The 17052-nt window shown below is 56.0% G+C and carries 12 protein-coding genes; 8 read left to right on the plus strand and 4 right to left on the minus strand.

The window, feature by feature from the left end; all coding sequences use genetic code 11:
- Positions 1-48 precede the first annotated feature (48 nt).
- Complete coding sequence (gene secA / locus X474_RS08170) at positions 49-2568, plus strand: preprotein translocase subunit SecA (RefSeq protein WP_044348046.1); 2520 nt, start codon at positions 49-51, stop codon at positions 2566-2568.
- Between the two features lie 21 nt (positions 2569-2589).
- Positions 2590-3840: a bifunctional glutamate N-acetyltransferase/amino-acid acetyltransferase ArgJ gene (gene argJ / locus X474_RS08175; protein WP_052515005.1), complete on the plus strand. Its 1251-nt coding sequence runs from the start codon at positions 2590-2592 to the stop codon at positions 3838-3840.
- A gap of 164 nt (positions 3841-4004) precedes the next feature.
- Here the strand turns inward: argJ and X474_RS08180 are convergent, their stop codons facing one another.
- The 4 genes from X474_RS08180 to X474_RS08195 all read right to left on the minus strand — a co-directional run bounded on the left by X474_RS08180 (position 4005) and on the right by X474_RS08195 (position 8993).
- A complete protein-coding gene (locus X474_RS08180) occupies positions 4005-5198 on the minus strand; it encodes a thiolase family protein (protein ID WP_044348048.1) in 1194 nt (397 codons plus the stop codon).
- A gap of 110 nt (positions 5199-5308) precedes the next feature.
- Positions 5309-6892 (minus strand): class I adenylate-forming enzyme family protein, encoded by a 1584-nt coding sequence (locus tag X474_RS08185; protein ID WP_044348049.1) that lies wholly within the window; start codon positions 6890-6892, stop codon positions 5309-5311.
- Positions 6893-6975: 83 nt separating this feature from the next.
- Entirely contained in the window at positions 6976-7761 is a 786-nt protein-coding gene (locus tag X474_RS08190) for an acyl-CoA dehydratase activase (protein ID WP_044348051.1), read from the minus strand.
- Positions 7761-8993 (minus strand): 2-hydroxyacyl-CoA dehydratase subunit D, encoded by a 1233-nt coding sequence (locus tag X474_RS08195; RefSeq protein WP_044348052.1) that lies wholly within the window; start codon positions 8991-8993, stop codon positions 7761-7763. Before X474_RS08195 ends, X474_RS08190 begins: the two co-directional genes overlap by 1 nt.
- Before the next feature lie 263 nt (positions 8994-9256).
- Between X474_RS08195 and X474_RS08200 the strand changes: the two genes are divergently transcribed.
- The 6 genes from X474_RS08200 to X474_RS08225 all read left to right on the plus strand — a co-directional run bounded on the left by X474_RS08200 (position 9257) and on the right by X474_RS08225 (position 16904).
- The gene (locus X474_RS08200; RefSeq protein WP_044348053.1) at positions 9257-10333 is read left to right on the plus strand and encodes an FAD-dependent oxidoreductase; all 1077 of its coding nucleotides are present in this window, start codon (positions 9257-9259) and stop codon (positions 10331-10333) included.
- The gene (locus X474_RS08205) at positions 10326-12179 is read left to right on the plus strand and encodes a hydrogenase iron-sulfur subunit (RefSeq protein WP_044348055.1); all 1854 of its coding nucleotides are present in this window, start codon (positions 10326-10328) and stop codon (positions 12177-12179) included. Before X474_RS08200 ends, X474_RS08205 begins: the two co-directional genes overlap by 8 nt.
- A gap of 3 nt (positions 12180-12182) precedes the next feature.
- Positions 12183-12674: a 4Fe-4S dicluster domain-containing protein gene (locus X474_RS08210; protein WP_044348058.1), complete on the plus strand. Its 492-nt coding sequence runs from the start codon at positions 12183-12185 to the stop codon at positions 12672-12674.
- Positions 12674-13546: a CoB--CoM heterodisulfide reductase iron-sulfur subunit B family protein gene (locus tag X474_RS08215; protein ID WP_044348060.1), complete on the plus strand. Its 873-nt coding sequence runs from the start codon at positions 12674-12676 to the stop codon at positions 13544-13546. The genes X474_RS08210 and X474_RS08215 overlap by 1 nt, the downstream gene beginning before the upstream one ends.
- Before the next feature lie 108 nt (positions 13547-13654).
- Positions 13655-14077 carry a glycine cleavage system protein GcvH gene (gene gcvH / locus X474_RS08220; protein ID WP_044348062.1) on the plus strand — a complete coding sequence of 141 codons (423 nt, stop codon included), beginning with the start codon at positions 13655-13657 and terminating at the stop codon, positions 14075-14077.
- A 241-nt stretch (positions 14078-14318) separates the two neighbouring features.
- Positions 14319-16904, plus strand: coding sequence for an FAD-binding and (Fe-S)-binding domain-containing protein (locus X474_RS08225; RefSeq protein ID WP_052515006.1), 2586 nt, complete (start codon positions 14319-14321; stop codon positions 16902-16904).
- Positions 16905-17052 lie beyond the last annotated feature (148 nt).

The raw sequence follows: 17052 nt of genomic DNA on the forward strand, positions 1-17052 counted from the left end.
GGCGTCGGGAGTTGCCTTTGGGGCCTGAAGGAGTAATATAAACCTATTATGTTAGGTAAAATTTTAACCAAGGTGTTCGGCTCTAAAAACGAGCGGGAATTAAAAACTATCTGGCCTCTTGTGGACCAGATAAACCAACTGGAACCCACCATCTCCGCCTTGTCCGACCAAGATCTTAAAGGCCAGACCGACAAGCTGAAACAGCGCCTGGCCCAGGGGGAGACCCTGGACGATATCCTGCCCGAGGCCTTTGCCACAGTGCGCGAGGCGGCCAGAAGGACCATTGGCCAGCGTCACTATGACGTGCAGCTCATCGGCGGTATTGTGCTGCACCAGGGCAAGATCTCCGAGATGAAAACCGGTGAAGGTAAAACCCTGGCCGCCACCCTGCCTGTTTATCTGAATGCCCTGACCGAAAAAGGCGTTCATGTGGTTACGGTAAACGATTACCTGGCCCAGCGCGACGCCGACTGGATGGGCCAGGTTTACGGCTTTTTAGGACTCTCAACCGGCTGCATTGTGCACGGGCTCGATGATCACGAGCGCAAAGATGTCTACAGCAGGGACATAACCTACGGCACCAACAATGAATTTGGTTTCGACTACCTGCGCGACAACATGAAGTTCGACGTGGAAGAGCTGGTACAGAGGGAGTTTAACTACGCCATTGTGGACGAGGTGGACTCCATTTTGATCGACGAGGCCAGGACGCCTCTGATCATCAGCGGCCCGGGTGAAAAATCCACCGGACTCTACCAGCAGGTGGACCGGGTTATTCCCAGGCTGAAAAAAGAAGAGCATTACACCCTGGATGAAAAGAGCAACACCGCCAACCTGACTGATGAAGGCGTGGCTCTCTGCGAAAAGACCCTGCATGTTGATAACCTCTACGACCCCAGATTCATGGAGGTTCTGCATCATTTACAGCAGGCGTTAAAGGCCCACACCCTTTTCAAAAAAGACGTGGATTATATTGTCAAGGACGGCGAAGTCGTCATAGTCGACGAATTCACGGGCCGACTCATGCCCGGCCGCCGCTACTCGGAAGGTCTGCACCAGGCCTTGGAGGCCAAGGAAAAGCTAACGGTCAAGAGCGAGAACCAGACTCTAGCCACCATTACCTTTCAGAACTACTTCCGCATGTATGACAAGCTGGCCGGCATGACCGGTACGGCCGACACCGAAGCGGAAGAATTCAACAAGATCTACAAGCTCGACGTGGCGGTGATTCCCACCCACAAGCCCATGGTCAGGGCGGATCATCCTGATGTCATCTACCGCACGCATAAGGAAAAATTCGACGCTGTGGTGGCGGAAATCAAAGAACTTTATAAAAAGAAACAACCTGTGTTGGTGGGCACCATCAGCATTGACACCAGTGAAAAACTTTCTAAGCGCCTGAAAAAAATGGGTGTTCCCCACACGGTCCTGAACGCCAAACACCATGCCAAAGAGGCCGAGATCGTGGCCCAGGCCGGTCAGGCCGGGGTGGTTACCATCTCAACCAACATGGCAGGCCGCGGCACCGACATTGTTTTGGGTGAAGGGGTGCCCGAATTGGGCGGCCTGCATATCCTGGGTACGGAAAGGCACGAATCCCGCCGTATTGACAACCAGTTAAGGGGCCGCTCCGGCCGTCAGGGCGATCCGGGCTCCAGCCGTTTTTATCTCTCCCTGGAAGACGACCTCATGAGGCTGTTCGGCTCTGACCGCATAGGTGGAGTCATGCAGAAACTCGGCATGGAAGAAGGCGAGCCCATTGAGCACAACCTGATCACCAAGGCCATTGAAAACGCCCAGCGAAAGGTTGAGGGGCGCAACTTTGATATTCGTAAACAACTACTTGAATACGACGACGTGCTGAACAAACAGCGCGAGGTCATCTATGCCCAAAGAAAATCCGCATTAAAGGCCGAGGGCATGCACGAGCAGATCCTGGAGATGATAGAAGAAGCCGTCGAAGAGACTGTGGCTCTGTTTGCCGACAGCTCCACCCCCTCTTCGGAGTGGGATTTTGACTCCCTGGATGAGGCCATAAACGGCTTGCTGGGCTTTAAGCCGGGTCTCAAGCACAAAGACGGCCTGGAAGCCGAGTCCATAACCCAGGATATCATTAAAAACGGTAAAGACCTCTATCAGGAAAAGTTCGCCGAATATGGCCAGGAGGTTATGAACTACCTGGAGCAGATGGTGCTTTTGCAGGTGGTTGACAGCTACTGGAAAGACCATCTGTTGAATATGGACCACCTCAAGGAGGGCATCGGCCTCAGGGGATATGGTCAGAAAGACCCCCTGCGGGAGTATCAGAGAGAAGGTTTCGAGATGTTCGCCGACATGGTCCAAAGGATCAAGGGTGAAACAGTCTCCACCCTGATGCGTCTGCAACTGGAAAAGCCCCAGGACGCAACCCAGTTCGCGCCTGAGGAAGATGTTCCCCTCACCTTTTCCGGCGGTGACGGATCTGCACCCGAGCCCCAGCGCCGCAAGACTAAAAAGGTGGGCAGAAACGATCCCTGCCCTTGCGGCAGCGGTAAAAAATACAAAAAATGCTGCGGAAGGGCAGCTTAATATGAAGCGGAGCCAAGGGTAATGCATATACTGCCTGAGTTGGGAAACACACCCTTGAAACAACCTTCCGGCGCAGAGTTGGCGGTGCCCGGTTTCAGCGGTTCCGGTGTTTTTGCCGGGATCAGAAAAGACGGGCGGGAGGATCTGGCCCTGATCACGGCTGAAAAGCCGGTGCCGGTTGCCGGGGTTTTCACCCAAAATCCACTGACGGCCGCCCCTGTGCAGGTGGCCAAAAAACATATCCTCTCCGGCCGGGCCAGGGCCATTATAGCCAACAGCGGTTGCGCCAACGCAGCCACCGGCCAGGCCGGGGTTGAGGCTGCCCAAAGCTGCTGCCAAAAAACCGCCCAGGCGCTGGGCTGCCTAGAACAAGAGGTTCTGCCCTGCTCCACCGGGGTAATCGGCCAGCTTCTGGATGCGGAAAAGATCGGCCAGGCGCTGCCCCAGGCGATTGAAAGCCTCTCTTCCCAAGGATTAAGCCGGGCGGCCGGGGCCATAATGACCACGGACGCCTTCCCCAAAACCGCCAGGCGGGAAATCACCATAGGCGGTCGACCGGTGGTTGTTGCGGGCCTGGCCAAGGGTGCGGGCATGATCCGGCCGGATATGGCAACCATGCTGGCCTTTATCCTCACAGACGCCAAGGTCGAGGCCCCCACCCTGGAGGCTGCCTTGCGAAAGGCGGTTGGTTGGGGCTTTAACCGGATTTCCGTGGACGGCGACACCTCCACCAATGACACTTGCCTGATCATGGCCGGCGGCCGGGCGGAAAATCCTGTATTTACAGAAGATGATCCGGAATTTGACACCTTTGCCTGCGCAGTGATCGAGGTGTGCCAGGACCTGGCGGCCATGATGGTGGCTGACGGCGAGGGCTCCGGTCACCTTATCCGAATAAGAGCAACCGGTGCTCCGGACCAGGAATTCGCCCGCCAGATCTGCTATGCCATTGGCCACTCCCTGCTCTGCAAAACCGCCTTTGCAGGCTGCGATCCCAACTGGGGACGTTTTGTGAGCACTGCGGCCCTCCAGTCCCAGCGTCTGGGCAGGCCATTTTATACGGACAAGATCCACCTTGCCATTGGCAACGAAATTTTATTGGAAAAGGGTGTGTGGACCGGGCCGAAAGCCGAGGAAAAGGTGGCCCGGGTCATGAAGCAAGACCGCTATGAACTGCATCTGGACTTAGGCCTGGGCGAAGAGTCCTTTTGGATTCTCACCTCGGACCTGGACCACAAATATATTGAGATCAACGCGGACTATCGCAGCTGAGCCTTTTTAAACTTGCAGAAAAAGCCGGGCCGCCAATCCCGATGGATTGAGCGGCCCGGCTTTTTTTATGTCTTGGAAACAGGTTTTAATCACAGGGCGGCAAGCCGTTTTGGCTTTTACGGGCGCATCCTTGCCCCGCATTTACCTCCCGGACAGATAGGCTCCTAGTTGACCTTGATCACCAGGGCGGCCGCAGTGTCACCGGCGGCGCAGCCCGCAAACAAGCCGTAGCCTCCGCCCAGCTTGATCAACTCTTCAATCAGTTCCACAGTGCAGCGGGTGCCGGTGGGGCCCTGGGGATGGCCAAAGACCATCGATGATCCGTAATTGTTAAAGATATCCCCAGGTATGCCCATGAGACGGCCCATGATGATATCGTTTACCGTAAAGGGGTTGTGGGTCTTGACCGCTGACAGGTCCTTGACCTCGAGCCCCGCCTTGGCCAAGGCCATCTCGGCCGCAGGGGTTACGGCGGCGGCCATGTGGGCCTTTTTGGCCCTGGCATAGCCATAGCTCAATACCTGGATGGTGACGCTCTTGTCCTGACTGAGCTCCCGGGCCTTTTCCTTGGTGGTGACAATCAGACCCGCGTTGCCGTCGGCCGGGTGGGTCTGGGCGCCAAAAGAGATGCAGCCGCCGGGCACAACCGGTTTCAAGGGGGCCAGTCCCTCGGGCGTGCAGGGGGAGATACCCTCGTCAGCCTCCACGGTGATGGTTTTTTTCTTGGAAATTTTTACATCCACCGGGATCATGTATTCCTTTTGAAACGCGCTGTCGTCGGCTGTGCTCATGAGGTACTGCTCATAACGCCTAACCGCCATGGCGTCTGATTCCTCTTTGCTCACTCCGCCGTTGTCCGCGGCCACGTTCTCGGCAGTCTTGACCATGGCTTCCTTGCCGTAGGGGTCCTGGTTGAAGTTATCCATCAACCAATTTTCGCTGATAACCTCCCCGCCGGGACCTTTGGGATTGGGCCAGATGGTGTGGGGGCCGTTGCTGCAGCGGTCTGTGGTGGCCACCAGCATATTCTGGTAGGTGTCCGACTCCAGGCCCATGCAGGCGGTGTAAATGGAAGTGGCCCCGGTGGCGCAGGCCTGGCTTACCGTGGGTCCGCTTATGCGATCATTGCCCATCATGGCGCAGAACCAGGGATTGGCATAGAACCAGGACTTTTGGCCAATAGTCATGCCCAAAACGCAGCCGTCGAACATGGCGGCCTCATACCCCCTGGTCTCCAGAAACTTCCTGGTGGTGGCGGCGCCGAGCTCAATGGAATTGATATTCTGAAAAGACATCTGCCAGCGGGAAAAAGGTGACGACCAGTATCCCTTATGAGGGATAAAAGATTTCTGGAACATAATTAGCTCCTTTTTTTCACTAAACAACCGCGCCCTTGTTGGGGGACCGCGAGAAAAACTTATCCTTTCCAGCCTGAAAATCAGGATGGAAAGGCCTTATCATTTTCAAATTAATCCTTTGAATCGGCCCAATGGCCGTAACGCTCACGCAGGACCCGGTGCAGGATCTTGCCGGTGCCGGTTCTGGGCATTTCTTTCTCGGTCACGAAATCCAACGTCTTGGGACGCTTGAAGCCTGCGATCTTGCCCTTGGTAAAGCCCAGAATCTCCTGAGCCAGTTCGTCTGAGGCCTCGACTCCATCGTGCAGGATAACCACGGCCGAGACCTTTTCTCCCCATTTGGGATCTGGCACGCCGATCACCGCCACGTCCTTGACCGCGGTGTGGCCGCCGATGCAGTCTTCCACTTCAGAGGGATAGACATTTTCGCCGCCGGTGATTATCATGTTTTTCTTGCGGTCCACCAGGTAGTAGTAACCCTGTTCATCCTTGTAGGCCATGTCGCCCGCGCTGAAAAAATCCCCCACAAAAGAGTCCTTGGTTTCCTCGGGCATTTTCCAATATTCGCTGAACAAGGCAGGCCCACGGGAGTAGAGCTCGCCGACCTCGCCCACCGGCACTTCATTGCCGTCCTCATCCAGAAGCTTCAGGATGTCCGTGCCCGGAATCTCACGGCCAATGGAGCCCAGCTTGTCGAACTGCTCATCAGGCAAAAGCAGGGTCACCAGACCGGCCTCGGTTGAGCCATAGGCCTCGTACAACTGGCTGTTTTTAAAATAATCCATAATCGCCAGCTTGAGGTCCCTCCTGGCTGGGGCGGAGCTGATCAAAAGTTTACGCACACAATCAACATTGTAGGATTTTTTGACGGACTCTTCCAGGGCCAGCATCATGATGTAATGGGTGGGCACCAGCGAAGTAAAGGTGATCTTAAAATCGCTCAAGGTCTTGATCATGTGCTCCGGGTCAAAGGAAACCGAGTTATAAACCACACAGGTGGCGCCCAGGCAGGAAAAGACAAAGGAATAAAAAACACTGTTTATGTGGCACATGGGCATGACCAGAAGGCCCCGGTCATCGCGCTGATACCCCATGGCCGCAATGTTGGTCCAGTATTTACCGGCCAGGGATTCATGGGTGCGCACCACGCCCTTGGGGCGTCCGGTGGTGCCGGAGGTGTACATGATGATCCAGGTGTCCTCGTCTATAACCTTGACCGGCGGTTCTGTCGGCGGGCCTTGGCTGAAAAGATCTTCCAGGTGGGTGTATCCCTCGGGCGCACTGCCCTCGCCCATGTAGAAGTATTTATCTGCGCCTACAGTCTCCAGCTCGTCTTTGGCCTCGTTGACGCCTTCCACAAAGGGTTTTTCCACAATAAAGGCCGAGCAGCCGGAATTGTTAAGGATATAGGTGTATTCAGCCGGAGTAAGGCGGAACATAATCGGGACCGCCACAAAGCCGCCCTTGGCGCACGCCCCGTAAAATTCCAACCACTCCAAGGCATTAAAGGCGATCATTGCTATGCGGTCGCCTTTTTTCAAGCCCCGGTCGGCCAAAGCGTTGGCCAGGCTGTTGCAGCGCTCGTTCCATTCCTTAAAGGTCAAAGAGCGATAAAGGTCTGCCGCGCCTTCCTTATCCGGGAAGAGTTGCGCGTTAATCCTCAGGATATCTCCCACGTGCAGCCAGCGGTTCATAAGCCTATCCCTCCCGTTTGATAAGCGGCTCGATCTTGCCGACGTCTTGCTGCCGACCAACATCTGCCCGCAATTTAAAATTCTTAAGACTTTTTGGAATGACTGTTCCCGGCCAAAAGCGCGGCGCCCTCGGCCCCGGCCAATTGGGGCCTGGGCGGGGACTCCACCGGCACGCCAAGCATCTCGGCCATCATCTCCCGGATAAAGGGGTTGTGGGCCACCACACCGCCGGTTATAACCACCTGGCCGCTGATGGTGTCCATCTCCCGGACCCTTTGCAGAACCGAACGGAAAAGCCCCCTTACCAATTCTTCCACCAGGGCCCCTTCCCTGATGCGGGCCAGCACCTCGGTGGCGGTAAAGACGGTGCAGTAGGAGCCCAGGGTGATTGTCTTGGCGGCCTTTCTGGCCAACCCGTCCAAGCTCCCCAACTCCAGGTCCAACCGCAGGGCCATCTCTTCCAAAAAGGCCCCGGTTCCGGCGGCGCATTTGCGGTTCATCTTGAAAGAGATGCGCAGTCCCCGATCGTTAAGCTTGATTATCTTGTTGTCCTGTCCGCCGATATCAATGATGGTGAGCGCCCGGGGGAAATAGTGATAAGCCCCTGCGGCGTGGCAGGCGATCTCGGTGCGGGTTTCAGTGGCAAAAGAGACGTTTTTACGGCCATAGCCGCAGGAAAAAACCTTGGTCAGGTCCGGCTTATGGGCCCCCGCCTCTTTCAGGGCCATGGCCAGGCCCTTTTCCGCGCTCCCGGCAAAATCAGTGCCCGAACGCAGAATTCCGCTTCCGATCAACTCACCTTCGGAGTTTATAAGTGCCACCTTGGTGGAGGAGGCCCCAACATCAACCCCACCGAAAATTTCGCTCACTAGGCCCTCTCTTCTATCTGTTCCACAAAGGCTTCCAGGTTGGTCTTGGCCTGTTCGTCTGAGAAGCAACGCATATCGTTCAGATCACCGTCAATCACCACTGTGGTCACGCCGAGCTTTTCAGCCAGTCTTTGGGGCATGGCATAGCAGGTGTTGGAATTGTTGGGGCAGGTTTTGGCATTATGGAAAATAATGCCTTGAATGCCGAATTTTTCGATCCAGTCGGTTATATATTTTTCCTTGTAGTCCTCGTCCCGCACAATAAAGAGTTCGGTGTAGGCCCTGGCCATGGACTCAAAGGGTTCCCTTTCGTCAAAGGCATCGAATATCCAGGAGTTGCAATAGGTGGAAGCAACAATCGCCGCCTGCATCTCGTTCATAATATCGCTCAGCATGCGCAACCTGCCCCATACCGGCATGCCCTCCCAGTAAAGGCGCATGCGCTCGCCCGGCACAGAGGCAATCCCCTCTCGCTTTCTCACCTCAATCTCCTCAAGGAGAAGATCATAGTATTCAATGGCCTCGGGTTTTCCGCGCAAAACCACGGCCGGAGCCATATGGATGGTGTAATCAAAAAAGTTCATCGGAGCGGGCCTGTGCGCCCCGGCCTCAAGCACCTTGCGCCAGCGGACAGTGCATTCCTTGGAAAGACGCACGGTTTCCCTGAGGCGGTCAATATCGAACTTGTTGCCTGAAACCTCTTCCAGGGTGGGTATCATGTCTTTGAATTGACCCACGATGTCTTCTATGTAATAGTCCTTTACCTCGCCTACCTGGCGGTGGGTTCTGACCCCCACCATGGGCGCCTGCCATTTTCTGGAGTAGTAGCCAAACCAGTCCTGCACATCGCGACACTGGTTGGTGTTAAAGGCGAGCAGATCGGCCTTGGGTATGGTCTCAATGCCATAGGCCCTGGTCAGGGGGGTTACTCCCTTTATATATGCCCCCACATCACTGGTAAGATAGGAGCATATATCCGGGGAATACCCTTCCGCATTGGCATAGGGAATCATGTCCGCGGCCATGCGGGTGGCCCCCAAAAGGGCGCCGTGATTCTCCGGATAGTAAACATCAAACCCCATGGAGAGCAAAAGTTCGGCAGGTCCCACACTGGTGCACCAGGCTACCTTGGGCGACCCTTCCTTCTTGGCCCGGTCCAGGTCCAGGAAGTGTTTGGCCATGAGTTTCTTCATCTGCTTTGTGGCTTTGATGGGCGGAGGCGCTTCAAACATGCAACAGTCTCCTGACCATGGGTCGCTTAATTTCCCTGCGCTGCTAGGTACTTGGGAAAAAGGACCGGGCATTTGAAAAACGGTGGACAAAATGATTACATGTTAGCTACAATCTAGCTAATTCGCACTATAGACAGGCCCATAAGTGCTTGTCAAGCCCAAAACAAAACGGGTTTAGGTAAGCCTTGAACCAGGTGCGGCAGGCTGAAAATCCTGCCTTAGCGGGTTGCGCTCAAACACGGGCGAAGGAGGATTAACGGGCGGTGCAGGAGACAAAAACACCGGTATTGATAGTTGGCGGGGGAGTGGCCGGACTGGCCGCTGCCATTGAATTGTCCCGTCGGGGGGTCCAGAGTATTCTGGTTGAAAAAACCGGGCGTCTGGGCGGCCATGTGGCGAATTTTTGCTGTAAGGCAATTGAATTCTGCGTTCACTGCGGGGCCTGTCGCTTGGGAGACCTGCTCGATGAAGCGGCCAAAAGGCCCGAAATAACCGTCCTGACCTGTGCCTCGGTTATTGAGGCGCGGCGCCGGGAAGATACCTGGCGGGTCAGGCTGGCCCCCACCCCCATGGAGGAACACCGGGCCTCCCTGGGAAACTCCCTTCCCAAAGAAACCCTGGCCCTGGCCGGGACAGTGATCCTGGCAGTGGGCTTCACCCCCTTTGATCCCAGCCTTAAAAGTCGTTTCGGTTATGGCAGGGTGCCCGGGGTTATCAGCGCCCTGGAGCTGGAGACCATGCTTCAGCACGGCTACCTGGTCGGACCAAACGGAGTTCCACCGGAAAAAGTCGCCTTTATTCAATGCGTAGGTTCAAGAGACCAGTCAGTGGGAAACCTCTACTGTTCCAAGGTCTGTTGCGGCTATGCCCTGGATATGGCCGAGGTTATAAAATCCAAGCTGCCCGAGTCAGAGATAAGTTTCTTTCACATGGATGTGCAGGGATACGGTCCGGGCTGGGAATTTGCAGTCAAGGCCCGCAGGGAGCAGATGGATTTCATCCGGGGCATACCGGGCGAGGTGAGGGCCTTGGAAGGCAAGGCCGAGGTGATTTTTGCGGAACCCGGTTGTCAGCCTCAAAAAGGCGTCTACGACATGGTGGTTCTTTCAGTGGGGCTCACACCGGCCAAGGATTCGGACGAGCTAACCAGATTATTCTCCATATCGCGAACAAAGGACGGTTTTCTGGGGGAGGACAAAGACATGGCCCGCGCCTCGGATAAAGGGGTGTTTGTCGCCGGTTGTGCGGGAGGTCCACGCGGCATCATAGAATCCATAGACCACGCAGCCCTGGCCGCAACAAGCGCCCTTTCCTATCTCAAGGAGGGCGCCCATGCCTAATGTAAATCTGATATGGCAAAAGAACCCTTTAACAGATGATCTGGATCGGAAAAAAATCACCAAGGCAACCGGCCTTCAGCTTAACCAGGGCTTTAACACCCCGGCTGTGGTCACCATGGCCGAAGAAGCCGCCGATTTCAGGCTTAAACAGGCGCTGGCCGGTCAGCCGGTTATCTGGCTGGACCTGCCCTCTGAAGTGGGCGGCGGCGACCTTGACCATCGCACCGCCAGGGCGGAGCAGGCAGTGGCAAAATCCGCGGCCAGGGCGGGCCTGGGCACTATACCGCCGGTCTATACTAAAAAGGCGGCCTTGAATGTCTTAGTCTACGGAGCCGGTGAATCGGCCCTTTTAGCGATTCAGGAGATAACCCAACTGGGGCATCCGGTGCTATTTGCCACCCCCTTTTCCGACGCCGGAGCCTGTGGTGAGGAAGAAGATCCGAAAAAAACAGCCGAACTGGCGGCGCTTTTGCCCCAGGGCCTTGAGATAAGAACCGAAACCAACCTGATAAACCTGATCGGTTCCGGAGGCGAGTTTACTGCCTGGTTTGAATGCAAGGGGCAAAGGGAAGAGATGCTCTTCGGAGCGGTGGTCCTGGCCCAACCCGGCGTCTGGCGTGAACCAGGGCCGGACCTGGACGGAGGCTGGTTGACACCCCTTGATAAGGCCCGGGAAGCCCTGACCCAAGGCACGGCAAAAAAATGGACCCAGGCGGCCGTACTGGCCGGGGCTGATGAACCGGCCACGGCCTATGGCTTTGAAAAAGCGGTAAGGACCGCTGTTTCCCTGCAACAACAGTCTTTTGTACAGGCGACTCTTTTCTTTACCGAGGCCAGGGTCGCCAACCGGGGAGTGGAGCGCCTTTACCGGGAAGCAAGGGAAGCCGGGGTGATAACCGTGAGGGTTCAACCCGGAGCCCTTGAGATAAAAGAAGGCGGACGGCTGTTGAGATGGCAGGAGCCGCTTTTGGGCGAAGAAATGGAGCTTTCGCCCGACCTTGTCTGTCTTAGCCGGGAATTTACAGCCGCCTGGCCCGACTTTTTTGCAAACGAGGTGCTATGGCCCAACTGGGGGCTCATATCCGGAGATCATCCCCGCTACACCGCCGGGCTCACCCCCAGAAACGGCCTTTATGTAAGCGGCGCCTTAAGGGGAACCGCCCCTGGAGCCGACCGAAAGACAGAGGCCGCCTCCGTGGCCGCGAATCTTCATGACCGGCTCACCGGCAAGGCCCAGCCCATACCGGCGGTGCGCCACACCAGGTGCGCCAGTTGCCTGACCTGTGTCAGGGTCTGTCCCCACGGGGTGCCCAGATTCGTGGGCGAACAGATAGAATGCGCCCCGGCCGCCTGCGTTGCCTGCGGCATCTGCGCGGCCCAATGCCCTGCCGAGGCCATTGCCCCCACGGGCTGGTCAAACCCCGAGATCATGAAGACCCTTCAAGGAGGCATCCAGGCCGTGGGCCAGGCCAGACCCATGGTGCTCTTTGCCTGTAACAACTCCGCCTGGCCCGCCTTCAGACAACTCAGCGCCCAAGGGCACCAATGGCCCCAGGGGCTTGTGGTGTTGCCGGTGAACTGCGCCGGGCGGGTGGGCGAACAACTCATCTTTAAGGCCCTTTCCCTGGGAGCCCGGGCAGTGCTCACCGCAGGTTGCCAGGAAGGCAACTGCCGCTCTGTGACCGGCAACACCAGAGCCAGGCACGACTGTGCCCGATCCGCTGAAATACTGGAGAAAGCAGGTCTCGACCCCAACCGGGCCCAGTTCCTGAACATGGCGAGCAACCAGGCCCCGGTGCTGGCCGAGGCTGTTGCCAGACTGGCTGAATTGGCGGAGGAAGACTAAAAGATGCGTTTAAATGATTGCGATCCCCAATTCAAGTTCGAGGTGGCGGCTGAACCCGGCGGAGAAGGAATCAAGGCCTGTTTTGCCTGTGCGTCCTGTAGCGCCCGCTGCCCGGTGGGAGGGCACAGACCGGAATATGACCCCAGAAGGATCATCCGCATGACCCTTTTGGGAATGAAGGAAAAAGTCCTCTCCTCTCCTTTGATCTGGCTATGTTCCACCTGTTACTCCTGTCAGGAGGTCTGTCCCCAGGAAGTCCGCTTTACAGAGGTGCTTACAGCCATCAAGAATTTGGCTGCCCGGGCGGGATACGCCCCGCCTTCGGCCGAGGTTGCGGGCGACTTTTTGGCCTCTTATGGACGCCTTTTGGAAGTGACGGACTTTGAAAACGACAAAAGGGCCAAGCTCGGCTTGCCGCCAGTTTCCCAGGAACCCGAAGACTTCCAAAGCATATTGGGCAAAAAACCACAGGCCAGCGGCGAGGAGAAGGAATAATGGAAGCGCTTCTGTTTCTGGGCTGTACTGTTCCGGTCCGCAACCTGAATTATGAACTCAGCGCCCGCAAGGTGGCAGAGGCCCTGGATATAACCCTGAAGGACCTGCCGGAGTTCGGGTGTTGCGGTTTTCCCCTTAAGGCCAACGACCAAAGGGCCGCCCTCATCATAGCGGCCAGAGCCCTGGCCCAGGCCGGAGAGACCGGCTTGCCTCTAGTGGCCCTTTGCAGCGCCTGCACCGGCACCTTGAGCGAAGCGGCCCACCTGCTGGACCATAATGAAGAGACCAGGGATGAAGTCAACCAAAAGCTCAAGCCTTTGGGCCTTGAATACAAGCCCGGGGTTAACGTCAAACACTTTGCCCGGTTTTTATATGAAGATGTGGGAGTGGACGCCCTTAAAAAGACATTCACCCAAAAACTGGACAGCTTCACCTTTGCACCCCATTATGGATGTCACTACCTGAAGCCCAGCGAGGTCACCGGCAAATTCGACGACCCGGAAAACCCGGTGACCCTGACCCGGCTGATTGAAGCCACAGGCGCCAAATCGCTTAACTACAGCTCCATGAAGGATTGCTGCGGAGGCGGGCTTTTGGGCACGGACGAAAACCTGGCAGGCTCCATGGCCGGACAGAAACTCATGGAACTGGGACATACCGAGGTCACCGCCCTGGCTGTAATCTGTCCTTTCTGCAATGTGATGTATGAAGGGCAGCAGAAATCAATTTTGAAAAAGAAAGAGGCCGATTTCAAGGTTCCGGTGGTCTATCTGACCCAGATTCTGGGCCTGGCCATGGGGTATTCGCCCAATGACCTGGGTTTCAAACTCAACCGGGTGAAGCCGAAAGATCTGGTCAAGGCTTTTAAGTAAGCATTTGATTCGTTATAGTGAAGTTTGTGTTTGACCTAAGGGGTTAAGAAAAAAACCCAAGTCATCACTTAAGATTAAATCCCTTTGACGCATAAGGAGGAATCTGCCATGGAAGTCAAAGGCTATACATTTCCGGATGATCTCTACTACGACAAAAACCACTTCTGGGCTCGGGTGGAAGGCGACACCGTGGTCATGGGGACCACTGACCTGACCCAGAAAATGGCGGGAGAGATCACTTTTGTTGACGTGCCTGAAGAAGACGACGAGGTTAACCAGGGCAAACCCTTTGGCTCCATTGAGAGCGGCAAATGGGTGGGCCGGGTCTACGCCGTGGTCTCCGGAGAGGTGATCGAAGGCAACGAGGATCTGGAAGACGAGCCCGAACTGATCAACGAAGACTGCTATGGAAAAGGCTGGATCTGCAAAATCAAGCCCGAGGAGCTGGAAGAAGAACTGGGAAACCTCTTAAAAGGCGATGATTACCTGGCCTGGGTGGAAGAGGAAATCGCCAAGAACGAACCGAAATAGGTGTACTTTGTTCCCGCCTTTTACTAAAATATATATCTTAGTTAGGAAATGGAATTACTTTTATTTCCCTGAGGCGGGAAGATAATGCATCCAAGAGGGAGGGGCCAATATCAAGCCTCTCCCTTTTTTATTCTGCCGGGGGCTTCTCTCTTCAGGCCAGCCCCGGTGCGGAAGAGATACGGCTTTTTTCTACTTGTTTTTTACCCCGGTGGCGCGGGGCCAGGGTTGGGGAGGGTAGCCAATGGAATTAGTCGAACGGTTGCAACAGATCGTAGGGCAAGACAACGTGGTAACCAGCGAAGTGGATTGCCTGGGTTATGCCCGTGACATGTCAGTGCATTTCGGACCGCCTGACATGGTGGTTTTCCCGGAGAACACCGAACAGGTGTCGGAAATAATGAAGGCCTGTAACGAGGCCAAGGTGCCGGTTATCCCCAGGGGCGGCGGCACCAGCGTCACCGGCGCGGTTCTGGCCATGAAAGGCGGAGTGCTTCTAAACCTTATCCGTATGAATAAGATTCTGGAAGTAAACCTTACGGACCACTACGTAAAGGTGGAGCCGGGCCTGGTCTGCGGCAATCTGAACGCGGCCCTGGCCAAGGACAACTACTTTTTCCCGCCAGATCCCGGTTCAGCCGCCATCGCCACTCTGGGAGGCATGATCAACACCAACGCCAGCGGCATCCGGGCGGTTAAATACGGAACAACCAAAGACTTTGTCATGGGGCTCAAGGTGGTCTTGGCCGACGGCAGCATCTTGAAAACCGGCACCATCGCACCCAAATCCTCCAGCGGCTACGACCTCACCCAGCTGTTCTGCCGCTCCGAGGGCACCCTGGGGGTGATCACGGAAGCAACCTTGAAGATCCTGCCCATGCCTGAATACTCCATCAGCGCCAGGCTGGAGTTCCCCAGCATTGAGACCGCCGGAGCCGCGGTCACCGAGATGCTCACCACGGGCATCCCCATCGCCACCTGCGAAATCCTGGACAACGTATCGATCGAGGTCCTTAAAAAGGCGATAAGCCTGGAGGCGGCCGAGGGCGTGAACTGCATGATCATGCTGGAGCTGGACGGTCACCGGGCCGCGGTGGAGGAATACCAGGGCAAGGTTGACACCATCGGTAAAAAGCACTCCATGATGTTCGCCAATTGGACCGATGACATGGCGGAAAAGGCTCCCTTGTGGGAAGCCAGGCACAAGCTGGTGCCGGCCATGAGCAGGTTGAAACCGGGCTATAGGCTGGTTCCTCTCATGGAAGACTTTGGCGTGCCCTTGACCAAGATTCCCGAAACGATCAACCAAATTCAGAAGGTGGGAGACAAATACGGCTTCCCCATCGCCACCTTTGGCCACATTGGCGACGGCAACCTTCACGCCACCTTTATCATGGATGTGAAGAAAAAAGAGGAATGGGACGCTGTCAAGAAGATTGCCTTTGAACTGGTGGATATAACCTCTGAGATGGACGGCACCATGAGCGCCGAACACGGGGTGGGCATGGCCAAGGCCCCCTATATCGGCGACGAAGTCGGAGACACCGGCATCAAGGTCATGCAGTCCATTAAAGACGCCCTGGACCCCAACGACATCCTGAACCCGGCCAAGATGGGGCTTTCGGGCTCCATTGAAGATATCTATGCGCGAAACGCCTTTGATCCGCTTAAAGACGGATCAGATCAGGTCATCACCTTTGGTTCCGAGGTGGATAACGAGATCGTGGCCTGTATCCAGTGCGGTTTCTGCCGCCTGGGCTGCCCCACTTACGGCCAGACCGACATGGAGACCTTGAACGCCAGAGGCAGGGTCTCCATTGCCTTCCAGATGCTCACCGGCAAGCTGGAGCCCAACCAGGAAATGGCCGAAAGGCTGTATCAGTGCATGCTCTGCGCCAACTGCCGCTTCACCTGTCCGGCTTCGGTGGATGTGGCCGCGATTGTGCAGGCGGCCAGGCAACGGGTGGTGGAAAAAGGCTATCTGCCCGAAGTATTCAAGCAGTTCATGGTCGACACCATTGAAAAGGGCAACCCCTTTGGCGAGAAAAAGGAGACCAGGACCGACTCCTTCCCCAAAGGCTTTGAAGCCAAGGAAAAGGCCGAGACCCTTTTACACCTGGGCTGTGTGGGCTCTTACCAGGATGTCAAGATCATCCCCTCCATCATCAAGATACTTGAGGCTGCGGGCGAGGACTTCACGGTTCTGGGTGATGACGAGACCTGCTGCGGATATGTCTCCTACCTGGTGGGCGACATGGCAACCTTTGACAAGGCGGCCGAGATCAACCTGGAAAAATTCAAAAAAGCCGGGATTAAGAATCTGGTCAGCACCTGCGCCGGTTGCCACAAGACCTTTGGCCATCTCTATGAAAAACACGGCCATGCCGACGGGTACAAGGCCGAGCATGCCGTGGAGCTCTTGGACAGGCTCATCCAGGAAGGCAAGCTCAAATTCAAGGAGGGCAAGGACCTTAAGGTGGCCTATCACGATCCCTGCGACATCGGCAGGCACATGGGCATCTTTGAACCGCCGAGAAACGTGATCAAGGCCCTGCCCAATGTGGAGTTGGTGGAGTTCGCCCTTAACCGCAACCTGGCCAAGTGCTGCGGCGGCGGCGGCGGAGTCAAGGCCTTTGACAACGAGCTTAGCGGGGATATAGGCTTTGAACGCATTAAGCAGGCCATTGCCGTGGGTGCGGACACTGTGGTCAGCGCCTGCCCCTCCTGCAAAAACTCCCTGAACCAGGGAGCCGCCAGGGCCCGCAAGGAAAAACTAGGCAAGATCAAGGTAATGGATATCACCGAACTGGTGGCCAAGCGTCTGGCCTGATCTCAAAACAACCCCTGACCGTATAAAGCCCCCGGGCCGTCAGGCCCGGGGTTTTATCGCTTATCGATAACGTTCATGTGAATTTTAGCAGATGTCAACTGGCTAGAATCACTCGCCTAAGGAAAACCGCAAAAAATAAAGGGCTTTT

The sequence above is a fragment of the Dethiosulfatarculus sandiegensis genome (genome assembly GCF_000931935.2).
GTDB lineage: Bacteria > Desulfobacterota > Desulfarculia > Desulfarculales > Desulfarculaceae > Dethiosulfatarculus > Dethiosulfatarculus sandiegensis.